This window comes from Pseudomonas sp. AC193 (assembly GCF_979258075.1).
Genome location: NZ_OZ409832.1, coordinates 5313401 through 5327730, shown reverse-complemented (window position 1 = coordinate 5327730; position 14330 = coordinate 5313401). Strand labels below are relative to the sequence as shown.

13 protein-coding genes and 2 pseudogenes are annotated in these 14330 nt (G+C 59.7%); 5 read left to right on the top strand and 10 right to left on the bottom strand.

Going from position 1 to position 14330, the window contains the following annotated elements; translation table 11 throughout:
• Nucleotides 1-177: 177 nt before the first annotated feature.
• The 3 genes from ACZZ0D_RS23895 (at nucleotide 178) to ACZZ0D_RS23885 (ending at nucleotide 2748) form a co-directional block, all read left to right on the top strand.
• Nucleotides 178-1185: a methionine ABC transporter ATP-binding protein gene (locus ACZZ0D_RS23895; protein WP_007911748.1), complete on the top strand. Its 1008-nt coding sequence runs from the start codon at nucleotides 178-180 to the stop codon at nucleotides 1183-1185.
• 5 nt (nucleotides 1186-1190) lie between these two features.
• On the top strand, nucleotides 1191-1901 hold the full coding sequence (locus tag ACZZ0D_RS23890; protein WP_172680176.1) for a methionine ABC transporter permease: 711 nt from the start codon (nucleotides 1191-1193) through the stop codon (nucleotides 1899-1901).
• Nucleotides 1902-1977: 76 nt separating this feature from the next.
• Nucleotides 1978-2748, top strand: coding sequence for a MetQ/NlpA family ABC transporter substrate-binding protein (locus tag ACZZ0D_RS23885; protein WP_159813371.1), 771 nt, complete (start codon nucleotides 1978-1980; stop codon nucleotides 2746-2748).
• 175 nt (nucleotides 2749-2923) lie between these two features.
• Here ACZZ0D_RS23885 and ACZZ0D_RS23880 read toward each other — a convergent pair whose 3' ends face one another.
• Genes ACZZ0D_RS23880 through ACZZ0D_RS23860 form a run of 5 tightly spaced genes read right to left on the bottom strand, consistent with a single transcriptional unit; the run spans nucleotide 2924 to nucleotide 6832 of the window.
• Nucleotides 2924-3559, bottom strand: coding sequence for an SCO family protein (locus tag ACZZ0D_RS23880; protein ID WP_463554444.1), 636 nt, complete (start codon nucleotides 3557-3559; stop codon nucleotides 2924-2926).
• Nucleotides 3556-4455, bottom strand: a complete 900-nt coding sequence (gene cyoE / locus ACZZ0D_RS23875) for a heme o synthase (protein WP_038365028.1) — start codon at nucleotides 4453-4455, stop codon at nucleotides 3556-3558. Before cyoE ends, ACZZ0D_RS23880 begins: the two co-directional genes overlap by 4 nt.
• Complete coding sequence (locus ACZZ0D_RS23870) at nucleotides 4443-5522, bottom strand: COX15/CtaA family protein (protein WP_463554443.1); 1080 nt, start codon at nucleotides 5520-5522, stop codon at nucleotides 4443-4445. Before ACZZ0D_RS23870 ends, cyoE begins: the two co-directional genes overlap by 13 nt.
• 10 nt (nucleotides 5523-5532) lie before the next feature.
• Complete coding sequence (locus tag ACZZ0D_RS23865; RefSeq protein ID WP_463554442.1) at nucleotides 5533-6126, bottom strand: hypothetical protein; 594 nt, start codon at nucleotides 6124-6126, stop codon at nucleotides 5533-5535.
• On the bottom strand, nucleotides 6092-6832 hold the full coding sequence (locus ACZZ0D_RS23860; protein WP_463554441.1) for an SURF1 family protein: 741 nt from the start codon (nucleotides 6830-6832) through the stop codon (nucleotides 6092-6094). Before ACZZ0D_RS23860 ends, ACZZ0D_RS23865 begins: the two co-directional genes overlap by 35 nt.
• A gap of 71 nt (nucleotides 6833-6903) precedes the next feature.
• Between ACZZ0D_RS23860 and ACZZ0D_RS23855 the strand changes: the two genes are divergently transcribed.
• A complete protein-coding gene (locus tag ACZZ0D_RS23855) occupies nucleotides 6904-7107 on the top strand; it encodes a twin transmembrane helix small protein (protein ID WP_105704780.1) in 204 nt (67 codons plus the stop codon).
• A 9-nt stretch (nucleotides 7108-7116) separates the two neighbouring features.
• Here ACZZ0D_RS23855 and ACZZ0D_RS23850 read toward each other — a convergent pair whose 3' ends face one another.
• The 4 genes and pseudogenes from ACZZ0D_RS23850 to coxB form a co-directional block, all read right to left on the bottom strand.
• On the bottom strand, nucleotides 7117-8004 hold the full coding sequence (locus ACZZ0D_RS23850) for a cytochrome c oxidase subunit 3 (RefSeq protein ID WP_053125435.1): 888 nt from the start codon (nucleotides 8002-8004) through the stop codon (nucleotides 7117-7119).
• Nucleotides 8005-8029: 25 nt separating this feature from the next.
• Nucleotides 8030-8581, bottom strand: a complete 552-nt coding sequence (locus ACZZ0D_RS23845; protein WP_426618736.1) for a cytochrome c oxidase assembly protein — start codon at nucleotides 8579-8581, stop codon at nucleotides 8030-8032.
• 204 nt (nucleotides 8582-8785) lie between these two features.
• Nucleotides 8786-10372, bottom strand: a pseudogene (ctaD, locus tag ACZZ0D_RS23840) (cytochrome c oxidase subunit I).
• 82 nt (nucleotides 10373-10454) lie between these two features.
• Nucleotides 10455-11585 (bottom strand): annotated as a pseudogene (coxB, locus tag ACZZ0D_RS23835) (cytochrome c oxidase subunit II).
• Nucleotides 11586-11954: 369 nt separating this feature from the next.
• On the opposite strand from coxB, the gene ACZZ0D_RS23830 reads away from it, so the two are divergent.
• Entirely contained in the window at nucleotides 11955-12605 is a 651-nt protein-coding gene (locus ACZZ0D_RS23830; RefSeq protein WP_053125446.1) for a hypothetical protein, read from the top strand.
• A 124-nt stretch (nucleotides 12606-12729) separates the two neighbouring features.
• Here ACZZ0D_RS23830 and ACZZ0D_RS23825 read toward each other — a convergent pair whose 3' ends face one another.
• Nucleotides 12730-14256, bottom strand: a complete 1527-nt coding sequence (locus ACZZ0D_RS23825; RefSeq protein ID WP_463554440.1) for a SulP family inorganic anion transporter — start codon at nucleotides 14254-14256, stop codon at nucleotides 12730-12732.
• Nucleotides 14257-14330: the final 74 nt, after the last annotated feature.

Here is a 14330-nt window from a genome sequence, read left to right as displayed (position 1 = left end):
TTACTTAGTGACTGATGAGGCGCTCGGAGCGTTCCTTTTTTATGACCTTTGATCTTGTTATTGCCAAATCGAAGGTTAATTGCGAAATAAATGCTAAGAACCTCTATACGGACAGGCTAAAATGCGCGCCCGGCTAACCGCTGATCCTTTTCTAACGCGCCCCACAAGGTTCGCTACGTGATCGAGTTTCAAAACGTCCACAAGACTTACCGCGTCGCCGGTAAGGATATTCCCGCGCTGCACCCGACCAGTCTCTCGATTGAGAACGGTCAGGTCTACGGCCTGATCGGCCATTCCGGTGCGGGAAAAAGTACCCTGCTGCGTCTGATCAATCGCCTGGAAGATTCCAGCGGCGGCAAGATCTTCGTCGACGGTGAAGAAGTCACCGCGCTCGACGCCAAAGGCCTGCGCCGTTTCCGTCAGCAAGTCGGGATGATCTTCCAGCACTTCAACCTGTTGGCCTCCAAGACCGTCGCCGACAACGTTGCGTTGCCGCTGACCCTGGCCGGTGAATTATCGACCAGCGAGATCAATCAGCGTGTAGCTGAACTGCTGGCGCGCGTCGGTTTGTCCGACCACGCCAAAAAGTACCCGGCGCAATTGTCCGGCGGCCAGAAGCAGCGCGTCGGCATCGCCCGCGCTCTGGCGACCAAGCCGAAGATTCTGCTGTGCGACGAAGCCACCAGCGCCCTCGACCCACAGACCACAGCCTCGGTGCTGCAACTGCTGGCCGAGATTAACCGCGAGCTGAAACTGACCATCGTCCTGATCACCCACGAGATGGACGTGATCCGTCGCGTCTGCGATCAAGTGGCGGTGATGGACGCTGGCGTGATCGTCGAGCAAGGTTCGGTGGCCGATGTGTTCCTGCATCCGCAGCACCCGACCACCAAGCGTTTTGTTCAGGAAGACGAGCAGGTCGATGAAGGCGAGCAGCGTGATGATTTCGCGCACGTGCCGGGCCGTATCGTCCGTCTGACCTTCCAGGGCGAAGCGACCTACGCGCCGTTGCTCGGTACCGTCGCCCGGGAAACCGGGGTCGACTACAGCATCCTCGCCGGTCGCATCGACCGCATCAAAGACATCCCCTACGGGCAATTGACCCTGGCCGTCACCGGTGGCGACATGGAAGCGGCCTTCGCCCGCTTCACCGCCGCTGATGTCCACATGGAGGTGCTGCGTTAATGGAAATGTTCGACGCTGCAATCAAGAACTACGACGCCGCGATAGAAGCCATCAAGCTGTTCTTCCAGAACATCGACTGGCTGGAAATCGGCCTGGCCACCAACGACACCATGATGATGCTCGGCGGCTCGCTGCTGTTCACCGTGTTGCTCGGCCTGCCGCTGGGCGTGCTGCTGTTTCTCTGCAGCCCGCGCCAGTTGCTGGAAAACCGCGTTCTCTACGCGATCATGTCGTTGGCGGTGAACATCCTGCGTTCGCTGCCGTTCATTATTCTGTTGATCGTGATGATCCCGCTCACCGTGCTGATCACTGGCACGTCGCTGGGCGTGGCCGGTGCGATTCCGCCGCTGGTGGTGGGTGCCACGCCGTTCTTCGCACGTCTGGTGGAAACCGCGCTGCGTGAAGTCGATCGCGGCATCATCGAAGCGACCCAGGCCATGGGCGCGACTACGCGGCAGATCATTCTCAACGCGTTGCTGCCAGAGGCCCGTCCGGGTATCTATGCAGCGATTACGGTGACGGCGATTACACTGGTTTCCTACACGGCAATGGCCGGTGTGGTCGGCGCCGGTGGTCTGGGTGACCTGGCGATCCGTTTCGGCTACCAGCGTTTCCAGACTGACGTGATGATCGTCACCGTGGTGTTGCTGCTGATTCTGGTGCAAGTGCTGCAGATGGTGGGCGACCGTTTGGTCGTGCATTTCTCGCGCAAATAAGCGGTTTTGTATTGAACAGATGAGCCGGCCATTCGCTGGCAGGCGCCAGACGGGCGCCTCATAAGGAGTTAGCTGAATGAAAAAACTGATCGCTGCTTTCGCTGCCGTTGCAGCATTCTCGGCCCACGCCGAAACCCTGACCGTTGCCGCCACTCCGGTGCCGCACGCAGAAATCCTCGAGTTCGTGAAGCCAGCCCTGGCCAAAGAAGGCGTGGATCTGAAGGTCAAGGTCTTCACCGACTACATTCAGCCGAACGTACAGGTCGCCGAAAAGCGTCTGGACGCCAACTTCTTCCAGCACCAGCCGTACCTCGATGAGTTCAACAAGGCCAAAGGCACCAACCTGGTTGCCGTGACCGGTGTGCACCTGGAGCCGCTGGGTGCTTACTCGAGCAAGATCAAAGACCTGAAAGACCTGCCAAGCGGCGCCAACGTGGTGATCCCGAACGACGCCACCAACGGCGGCCGTGCGCTGTTGCTGCTGGCCAAGGCTGGCGTGATCACGTTGAAGGATCCGACCAATATCCTGTCGACCGTCAAAGACATCGCGACCAACCCGAAAGACCTGAAAATCCGTGAACTGGAAGCCGCGACCATCCCGCGCGTGCTGACACAGGTCGACCTGGCGCTGATCAACACCAACTACGCGCTGGAAGCCAAGCTCGATCCGTCCAAGGATGCGCTGGTGATTGAAGGTAATGATTCGCCGTACGTGAACATCCTCGTGTCCCGCCCGGACAACAAGGACAGCGACGCGATGCAGAAACTGGCTGCTGCGCTGCACAGCCCGGAAGTGAAGAAATTCATTACCGAGAAGTACAAAGGCGCGGTATTGCCGGCGTTCTGATTTAGATTGCTGCAACGAAAAAAGGGGACGCCATGAGCGTCCCCTTTTTTGTGTCTGAAATACCGACCCTGTAGGAGTGAGCCTGCTCGCGATTGCGGTATAGCTGTCACATCAATATTGGATGTGCCGACGTCATCGCGAGCAGGCTCACTCCTACAAGGGATCGGCGGTGTTCTTATTTGCGGTTAAGCATGACCGGGAGTTGCGCAACCAGTTTGGCGTTGTTCAACGGCGCCCGAATAAACCCCCGCTGCGTTCCATCCGGCCCGATCACCGCCAGATTGCCGCTGTGATCCACCGTGTAATTCGGCTTACTCGTATCCGCCGGAATAAACGGAATACTCACCGCATTCGCCACCTTCTGCAGCTCTTCAATCGAGGTCGGCGTCAGGCCGACAAACTGCGGATCGAAGTAACCCAGGTACTGCTTCAACTGTTTAGGGTTATCGCGGTTCGGATCAACGCTGACCAGCACGATCTGCAACTTATCCACAGCGTCTTTCGGTAATTCACTCTTGATCTGCCGCAGTTGCGCCAGCGTGGTCGGACAGATGTCCGGGCAGAAGGTATAGCCGAAGAACAGCAGGCTCCACTTACCTTTCAGCTCATTGATCGCCACCGGTTTGCCGTCCTGATCGGTCATCGTCACGTCCGGCAGGGTGCGGCTTTGCGGCAGCAGGATAATGCCGGCGTCAATGAGCGCAGTCGGGTCGCCCTGGCCCTTGCCGCTCAGCACTTTGTTGACGGTAAGTCCCAGGATCAGCGCGATCACGGCGACGAGGATGAAGACGGTTTTCTGGGTTCGAGTCATAGGTTCAACAGTAAGTAGTGGTCTACGAGCAGGGCGATGAACAGTAGAAACAAGTACCAAATAGAGTACTTGAAGGTGTTGATCGCCGCGTGCGGCCGAGTGCCACGGTACAGCACCACGGCCCATTGCAGAAACCTTGCGCCCAGAGCGAGCGCGCAAATCAGGTAGAGCACGCCGCTCATGTGGATCACGTACGGCAGCAGACTCACCGCCAGCAGCGCGAAGGTGTACAGCAGAATGTGCACTTTGGTGTAGTGCTCGCCGTGGGTGACCGGCAGCATCGGGATGTCGGCTTTGGCGTATTCCTCTTTGCGATGGATCGCCAGCGCCCAGAAGTGCGGCGGCGTCCAGGCGAAGATGATCAGCACCAGCAACAACGGTTCGGCGCTGACGTGGCCGGTGGCGGCAGTCCAGCCGAGCAGAGGCGGAGCGGCGCCGGCGAGGCCACCGATGACGATGTTCTGCGGCGTCGCACGTTTGAGGAAACCGGTGTAAATCACGGCGTAACCGAGCAGCGAGGCCAAGGTCAGCCAAGCGGTCAGCGGATTGGTGAAGGTCAGCAACAACGCCTGACCGAGCAGCGCCAGAACCAACGCAAAGGTCAGCGCCGCTGCGGGCGAAACCCGGCCCTCGGCCAACGGCCGTTTATGCGTACGCGCCATCACCGCATCAATGCGCCGATCAACCACATGATTGACCGCCGCCGCGCCACCGGCACACAACGCGATACCCAGATTGCCGAACACCAGCACCGTCCATGGCACCCCGGCGCGGGTCGCGAGGAACATGCCGACCAGCGAGGTGATCAGCATCAACACCACGACTTTCGGTTTGGTCAGTTCCAGATAATCACGCCAGATCGCCTGATGCGGACGTTCGCCAATCAGAATCGCCACGGCGTTTCTCCTTTAATAGTGATGGGCGCGGCCGCGTGTTTGCGCGGGCTCAGGCGCCAGCGCGCGAGCACCGGTTGTTTGACTCGAACCAGACTGGTGCGCGCGTGGTAATTGACCAGCACCATGGTCAGCAACAACGCGGCCCCGCCGGCGTTATGCGCGACAGCTACCGGCAGCGGCAGATGGAACAACACGTTGCTGATGCCGAGGGTGATCTGCGCCGCGAGGGCGACGAGAACCAGACCGGCCAGCCGCGTCATGCCGACCACTTTCAATTGCCACGCCAAACCGAGGAGCACCAAAGTCACCAATAGCGCGCCGATCCGATGAGTCAGGTGAATCGCCGTGCGCGCATCGCTGTCGAGTTGCCCGCCGAGATAATTCGGGCCGATGTGTTGAGTCAGGTGAAAGCCGTTGGCGAAATCCGCCGGTGGCAACCACTGCCCATGGCAGGTCGGGAAGTCGATACACGCCACCGCCGCGTAGTTGGAACTGACCCAGCCACCCAACGCGATCTGACCAATCACCAACAACAATCCCGCCGTCGCCCAATACTGCAAACGCTTGGGCACGGTCAGCGCCGGCAGCACGCCGGATAATCGAAGCGTCTGCAAAAACAGCAGACTCAACGTCGCCAACCCGCCAAGCAAATGCCCGGTGACCACTTGCGGCCAGAGTTTGAGCGTCACCGTCCACATGCCGAACGCCGCTTGCGCAAACACCACCGCCAGGAGAAACAGCGGCAGCTTCAACGGCTGCCCCGGATGACGTCGATTGACCCACGCCCGCCCGGCCAGAACCGAAATGAGCAGGCCGAGGGTGCCGGCGAAGTAGCGGTGGATCATCTCGTTCCAGCCCTTGTGCGCCTCCACCGGCGAGTCGGGGTAATGCAGTTCGGCATGGGCCAGTTGCGCTTCGCTTTTCGGCACGCTGATAAAACCGTAGCAACCCGGCCAGTCCGGACAGCCGAGGCCGGCGTGGGTCAGGCGCGTATAGGCGCCGAGCAGCACCACAATCAGGGCCAGCAGGGTGGCAAACAGCGCGAGGCGAAATCCAGGTTTGGCCATGACGATGCCCTTATCCGATGTTCGACAGTTTCAGCAGATGACGCAGGTCGTTGAGCAGATCCTTGCCCTTCACATTCGGCTCGTAACGCAGCACGAGGTTGCCGTGCGGGTCGATGATCCAAAGTTGCGGCGTGGCTTTGTCGCCCGTGGTTTTACTGAACGTGGTGGCGTCCAGCGGGTAGCGTTGCAGCTGTGGATATTCGCGGTTGAGCTTGGCGTCGTAATCAGCGCTGACCGGTTGAGCAGCGGCGAGGGCATGGCTGGCGCGGCCGGCATCGCGGCCGAGGCCGATCTGGATCTGCCGCGCCAGATACACCAGTTGCTGGCAATCCACCGCGCAATCTTTCGGCGCCGTGACCAGGATCTGCCAACGCTCTTCATCGGCCTGCACACCGAGGTCGGCGCGGGTCTGGCCGTTGCCGATCAGTTCGCCGTGATAGCTGCGACCCTCCGGCACCCAGAACTGCAATTTGTACATGCCGGTGGCGAGTACCATCGGGCCAATCACGCCAAGCAAAATCAGCAGCAGCTGAATGCGCCCGCGACGGCGACTGGCGGCAGGTTTCGCCTCAGACATGCTGGGTGGATTCATGGCCGTTCCCATGGTGTTTCTCCTTTGCGTTGTGCAAGCCCAAATAGACGTAGAGGCCGAGCAGGGCGGTGGCCATGGCGAACCACTGCACGGCGTAACCGAGGTGTTTTTCCGGGCCCATCGCAACCACCGGCCAATCCGCCGCGTAGCTGGCCGGGCCGGGTTCGGCGCGTAATTCGTAGGCGAAGCCGTCGCGGTCGAGGGTTTGCCACAGCTTGGCGGGTTCGACGGCGGTGATGGTTTGTGGCCAGGTGCTGCTGACTGGATCAGCGTGCAACTGAAAAGTGGCGCCGGGGGCGATGTAGACCCAGGCATCGATATTCAACGCCTCAGTGGGCGTAGTGAATTGCGGCGGTACACGGCGATCCGGCCACGGCAACCAGCCGCGATTGACCAGCAGCCACAAACCGCTGCGTTGATCCTGAAACGGTTGCAGCAACTCGACGCCGACCTTGCCGTTACGCTGGCGGTTATCCAGCAACAGACTGTGCGCGGCATCGAACTGGCCGTGCAGGTGCACGCGGCGATAGGCCGGATCGGATGTGTGTGGCAACTCGGTGCTGGCCATCGGTTCGGCCGCGCGACGTTCGGCGTAACTGGCGAGCAGGGCGGTTTTCTCGGCGCCTCGGCTCAGTTGCCAAAAGCCCAAAGACACCAATAGCGGCAGCAATAACGCCACCACCACGGTCGGAATCACGCCCGGACGAAAGCGCTTCATGGCCGCGCCACAAAGTCAGTCGTTGCGCTCGCTATACTCAATTGCATCGCCTGTCCCCCGGAGTTCTTCCCATGCTCAAAACAGCGATCATCCTGATGCTGATTGCCACGGTGATCAGCCTGTTCAGCGGCCTGTTTTTCCTGGTCAAGGACGACAGCAGTTCCAATCGCCTGGTCATCGCCTTGAGTGTTCGGGTGGCATTGGCCGCTGCCACCGTCGGCTTGATCGCCTGGGGCTTTTACAGCGGCCAATTGGTCTCGCATGCGCCTTGGTAGGGTTGTTCCTCAGAGTACGTAAACGAAGATAAACAGGCCGATCCACACCACGTCGACGAAGTGCCAATACCAGCTCGCCGCTTCGAAGCCGAACTGGTGCTCGTTGTCGAAGTGGCCCTTCATGATCCGCATCAGCATCACAAACAGAATGATCGTGCCGATGGTCACGTGAGCGCCGTGGAAACCGGTGAGCATGAAGAACGTCGCGCCATAAATGCCCGAACCGAGGGTCAGCCCCAGTTCGTGATAGGCGTGAATGTATTCCTCAGCCTGGAAACCGAGAAAAGCGCAACCGAGCAGTACGGTGATCGCCAGCCAGATTTTCAGTGCGCCGCGATGGCCCTTTTTCAAGGCATGGTGGGCGATGGTGATGGTCACGCTGGAGCTGACCAGCAGAATCGTGTTGATCAGCGGCAGGCCCCACGGGCTGATGACGTCCTTGGGTGGCGGGAACAGTTTCGGATCCGGCGTGTGCAGCAGCGGCCAGGTGAACTGGAAATTTGGCCAGAGCATATGCGCGATGCCTTTGGTGCCTTCCCCGCCGAGCGCCGGGCCGGAGACGTGGCGCACGTAAAACAGCGCGCCGAAGAAGGCGACGAAGAACATCACCTCGGAAAAGATGAACCAACTCATGCCCCAGCGAAACGAGCGATCCAGCTGCGCGCTGTAGAGCCCCGCGCGGCTTTCCTTGATCACCGCGCCGAACCAGCCGAACAGCATGTACGCCAGCAACAGGCCACCGACGAAAAAGATGTACGGGCCGTGGGATTCCGGGCGCGCTGCCTTCAGATCGTTGAACCAGACGGCCAGGCCGTACACGGTGATGGCCATGCCGAAGGTCGCAATGATCGGCCACTTGCTTTGCGGCGGAACGTAATAATGCTCATGAGTTGCCATTTATTGTTCTCCTTATCGGGCACGCTCAACCGCCAGTGTTTACAGCCACCGGTGGATGTCGGGCGGTGATATCGAACAGCGTGTAGGACAGCGTCAGGTGCTTCACATCCTTGGGCATGTCGCGGTCAACAATGAAGCGCACCGGCATCTCGATCTGCTGACCGGGCTGCAGCACTTGCTGGGTAAAGCAGAAGCATTCGGTCTTGTGGAAATACGCCGCCGCGTTGCTCGGCGCGATGCTGGGCACGGCTTGCGCACTCATCGGTTTGTCGGTGGGATTGCGCGCGATGAAGATCATTTCGTTGACTGCACCAGGGTTGGCGGTGAGTTCGTCATGTTTGGGATAAAAATCCCACGGCATGTCGACGTTGTTGGTCGACAGAAACTGCACGCGCACCTGGCGCGAAGTGTCGACCACTTGCTCACCCTCGTACTGCCCACCGGTCTTGCCGTTGATGCCGAAGGCTTTGCACATCACGTCGTAGATCGGCACCAGAGCAAAACCGAACACGAACATCGCCACCACCACCCCAAGCAGGCGGGTGACGAGCTTCTTCATCGATACCGAGTCAGCCATGGCTTGCACCCCTTATCGGTGATGCCTTTGTGGCGAGGGGATTTATCCCCGTTGGGCTGCGCAGCAGCCCTGAATCCAGCGCACACGGTTTGCCTGATAAATCTCGGTTGCAGATTTTGGGGCTGCTTCGCAACCCAGCGGGGATAAATCCCCTCGCCACAGGGGATCTGTGCCTCTGCACCAATTTCACAAAAGGCTGGATATTCATTTCACTTCCGGCGGTGTGGTGAAGGTGTGGTACGGCGCCGGTGACGGCACGCTCCACTCCAGACCTTCCGCACCATCCCAAGGTTTGGCCGGTGCTGGCGGGCCGCCGCGAATGGTTTTGATCACAATGAACAGGAAGAAAATCTGCGTCGCGCCAAACATGAACGCGCCAATCGACGAGACCATGTTGAAGTCGGCGAACTGCAGGTTGTAGTCCGGAATCCGTCGCGGCATCCCCGCCAGCCCGACGAAGTGCATCGGAAAGAAGGTCAGGTTCATGCCGACGAACGACAGCCAGAAATGCAGCTTGCCGAGGGTTTCGTCGTACATGTGGCCGGTTCATTTCGGCAGCCAGTAATAGGTCGACGCGAAGATCCCGAAGATCGCCCCCGGCACCAGCACGTAGTGGAAATGCGCGACGACGAAGTAGGTGTCCTGATACTGGAAGTCCGCCGGGGCGATGGCCAGCATCAGCCCGGAGAAACCGCCGATGGAGAACAGGATCACGAACGCCACGGCAAACAGCATCGGCGTCTCGAAGGTCAGCGAGCCTTGCCACATGGTGCTCGCCCAGTTGAACACTTTCACCCCGGTCGGCACCGCGATCAGCAGCGTGGCGTACATGAAGAACAACTCGCCCACCAACGGAATGCCGACCACGAACATGTGGTGCGCCCAGACGATGAACGACAGGAACGCGATGCTCGCCGTCGCATAAACCATCGAGGTGTAGCCAAACAGCGGCTTGCGCGAAAAGGTCGGGATGATCGAGCTGACCGCGCCGAAGGCCGGCAGGATCATGATGTACACCTCGGGATGCCCGAAAAACCAGAACACATGCTGGAACAACACCGGATCACCGCCACCGGCGGCACTGAAGAAACTGGTGCCGAAGTGGATGTCCATCAGCATCATCGTTACGCACCCGGCGAGTACCGGCATCACCGCGATCAGCAGGAACGCGGTGATCAGCCAGGTCCAGACGAACAGCGGCATTTTCATCAGGGTCATGCCGGGGGCGCGCAGGTTTAGAATGGTCGCGATCACGTTGATCGCGCCCATGATCGAGCTGATGCCCATCAAGTGGATGGCGAAGATGAAGAAGGTCACGCTTTCCGGTGCGTACGTCGTCGACAGCGGCGCGTAGAACGTCCAGCCGAAGTTCGGCCCGCCACCGGGGGTGAACAGGGTCGACACGAGGATCAGGAACGCCGCCGGCAACAGCCAGAAACTGAAGTTGTTCATCCGGGGCAGGGCCATGTCCGGCGCGCCGATCATCAACGGGATCATCCAGTTGGCGAGGCCGACGAACGCTGGCATCGCCGCCCCGAAGACCATCACCAAACCATGCATGGTGGTCATCTGGTTGAAGAACGCTGGCTCGACGATCTGCAATCCGGGCTGGAACAGTTCGGCGCGAATCACCATCGCGAACGTACCGCCGAGCAGGAACATGGAAAACGCAAACCACAGGTACAGGGTGCCAATGTCCTTGTGGTTGGTGGTCAGCACCCAGCGCATCAGGCCTTTGGCAGGGCCGTGGGCGTGGTCGGCATGACCATGGTCATCGATGACAGCGCTCATGGCCGGTCTCCTTTACGTGAACAGGCGAGTTGGTTCGCGGCGCCGAGCCGCGAACCGTGGCGGGTAGATGCGATAGGCCGGCTCATTTGTCTCCCGCCTGTTTCATCTCCAGCACTTCTTTTGGCGTGACCATGTCGCCCTTGTTGTTGCCCCAGGCGTTACGTTCGTAGGTCACGACCGCTGCGATATCGACTTCCGACAGCTGCTTGCCGAACGCCGCCATGGCCGTGCCCGGTTTGCCGTAGACCACGCGGTGCAGGTGATCGGCCTTGCTGCCCTTCATGATCAGTTCCGAGCCCTTGAGCGCCGGGAACATTGGCGGCAGGCCCTGACCTTCGGCCTGGTGACAGGCGACGCAGGTGGTGTGATAAATCTTGTCGCCGCGCTCTTTGAGTTCGTCGAGCGTCCATTCCTTGCTGGTCAGCTCTTTAAGCTGCGCGGCTTCGGCTTTGCGCTCTGCGAGCCATTTGTCGTAGTCGGCTTTCTCCTTGACCTCGACCACGATCGGCATGAAGCCGTGATCCTTGCCACACAGTTCGGCGCACTGGCCACGGTAGATGCCGGGCTTGTCGATGCGCGTCCACGCTTCGTTGACGAACCCCGGGATCGCATCGCGTTTGACCGCGAAGGCCGGCACCCACCACGAGTGGATAACGTCGGCGGAGGTCACGAGGAAGCGCACCTTGGCCCCGGTCGGCAGCACCAACGGCTTGTCGACCTCGAGCAAGTAGTGCTCGCCCTTGGCTTCCTTGTTGTGGATTTGCTCGGCGGGGGTGGCCAGGTTGCTGAAGAACTCGACGTCCTGGCCCAGGTATTTGTAGTGCCACTTCCACTGATAACCGGTGATCTGGATATCGATATCCGGCTCACTGGTGTCGTACATCTTGATCAGGGTGGCGGTCGCCGGCACGGCCATCGCTACCAGAATCAGGAACGGTACGACGGTTCAGAGAATTTCGACGGTGGTGCTTTCGTGGAATTTTGCGGCGACCTGCCCGGTAGAACGGCGGTGCACCATCATCGACCAGAACATGGCGCCGAAGACGATGATCCCGATCACCACACAGATCCAGAAAATGGTCATGTGCAGGTCGAATACTGCGTGACTGATTTCAGTCGCTCCAGGCGCCATATTCACAGTCCATGCGGCGTGTGCCGGACTGAAAATCGACCACAACAGGAGGCCCATCCAGACGTGTGGATGTCGCATCATTGCGGGTTCCCCTTATCGTTCTTGTTATCCCGCCGGCTTTCGCCTGCGGCAAGGGAGCGGCTGCATCAGACTACGAACTTGAATCGCCGGGCCTTGCTGCGGGTGCAGTCGGGCGTCATCAGCTAACTCCATTCACTGGCGAGTATAGTCAGCGGCTGAGAATTGCAACGTGGCGAGGTAAATGATCTGAAACAGCTGGAACTTGCGTTCAAGGGCACGAATGGAGAAGGATGCAGACGAGTGGTGGCAAATCGATATAACGGAGCTGCATCAAGGATGAAATAATTATGACAAATGCGTCTTAGCAATTTTCGTAAGCCAGCTAAGTTATGTCTTCCCTAATTCATTGCCTTGTTCCCTGGAGTTTTCATGAACACCGCCGCATTGCGCGAGCAGATCCAAACAGCCCAACAGCACGAGAAAGACACCGGCCTGCTGACCCGTCAGCTGGAAAGCAAGCTGCCTCATTTACACCCGGCCATTCAACTGCCGGAAGCCGACGCCCAAGGCGTGCTGACGCGTTTTGTCGCCGCCTACATCGATGAAGTGCCTGACCTGCTGGATGCAGCCAATGAAGTCGCCAGGGAAGCGGGAATCGAATCGCAGATCAAACCGGTGCTGAAAATCGCCGAGCAGTATTTCCTCCAGCCACCCGCCATCATGGCCGGGCACGTTGGCCTGGATAGCCTGCTGGATGAAGCCTATCTGGCGCACCGTTTTGTCGAAGAGGTCAACGACCTGTACATCAAGCATTTCGGCCAGCCACTGATCCCCTTGGACATGACGGTCGCCAACTTGATTGCTCACCAATTGATCGGTGAGGAATTTGCCAACCAACTGGACGAAGCGGTGCATCACGCGATCGACGAGATGCTCAACGACGAAAGTTTTGCGCTGGAATCGGTAGAAGCCTACCGCGAAAAACTCAGCAGCCCGGACACCGGCGCCGCGTGGAAACGCTGGCCGTGCATGAGCCGCCGATTGGGCGTAGGCCTGGAACTCGACCAGCCCGCCGCCTGATTTCACACGATCCAATGTAGGAGCTGCCGCAGGCTGCGATCTTTTGATCTTGTTTTTAAGAAGATCAAGATCAAAAGATCGCAGCCTGCGGCAGCTCCTACAGGGGTTGAGTTCAGCCGGGAATTTAACCGGCTGCGCCGATGCCTGTTGTTGTGCGGATCCGCCCCTCAAGCCTGCGCTTCAACCCGCGCGACTCAATCAACAGCTTCGAGCCCTTCGCCGCATTCGCCCGGCCCCATTCCTCCAACAACTCCAGACACGAATGGTCGATGTAGCTCAAATTATTGAGCGGCACGTGCACCGTCATGCCCGCCGGAATACTGTTGAGCACCTGGGTCAGCGCCGGTACCTTCAGGAAGGTCGCCGCGCCGATCAAACGCAATTCCATCTCGCCGTCCTGCGGCAGATCGATCAGGCTGATCTTCAACCGCGAGGCCTTGAACGCCAGCTTCAACAACGTCAGACCGAAACCCAGCAGCACACCGGTCAGCAGGTCGGTGAAGATGATCGCAAGCGCCGTCGCGGCATAGGTAAACATCGGCATCCGCCCATAACGGCTCAGACCGCGAAAGGCTTTCAGGTCGACCAGTTTGAAACCGGTATACACCAGCACACCGGCCAGACTCGCCACCGGAATGCTTTGCAGCACGCTCGACAGCAACAGCACGAACGCCAGCAGCCACAGGCCATGGAAAATCGTCGAGTAGCGCGTGGTCGCACCGGCCTGAACGTTGGCCGAGCTGCGCACGATCACCCCGGTCATCGGTAGTGCGCCAACCAGACCGCAAAGCATGTTGCCGACCCCTTGCGCCGACAGTTCACGGTCGAAATCAGATCGCACGCCACTGTGCATGCGATCCACCGCAGCAGCGGACAACAGGGTTTCGGCGCTGGCAATAAACGCTACAGCGAACGCCGCGATCAACAGCGTCGGATCAGCCAGACTGAGCAGATCTGTCGGCTTCAACCAGTCGATGGCTTCCGCGAGATTCGCCGGCACCTCAACGCGTTTCACCTGCAAGGCCAGCATCAGGCTGGCACCCGTCGCCAGCCCCACGCCGAGCAGCGCGCCGGGAATAAACCGTAGCGAATGTGGGCGGAATTTTTCCCACAACCACATCACTGCAATCGTCGACAGCCCGAGCAACCCGGCCTGCCAACCGAACGACGGCACGGCCTGAGCCACCGCCGCCGGGAATGCGGCGAGGTTATCCAGCCCGGAAGGTTTCGGTGACGCATCGAGCATCACGTGCACCTGCGACAGCACGATCAACACGCCAATCCCCGCCAGCATCCCGTAGACCACCGCTGGCGCCGTTACCCGAAACCAGCAACCGAGCTTCAAGCGCCCGGCCACCAGTTGCAGAAAACCGGCGAGCAGCAGAATCGGCCCGAGCATCTCGATGCCGTGCTGGCGCACCAGTTCAAAGACCAACACCGCCAGACCCGCCGCCGGCCCACTGACCTGCAACGGCGACCCCGCCAGCCAACCGACCACCAAACCACCGATGATCCCGGTGATCAAACCCTTTGCCGGCGGCAACCCTGACGCAATCGCAATGCCCATGCACAGCGGCAGAGCGACCAGAAACACAACCACGGAAGCGAGCAGCTCCCGTGGCAACACCGCTTTCAATTGAGCCGCACGCATGGCGATTCTCCCGACGTTTTCTTCAGGCATGGCAAGGCCGGGTCGCTGAATCAGCGACCGGCGTCAAACCACAC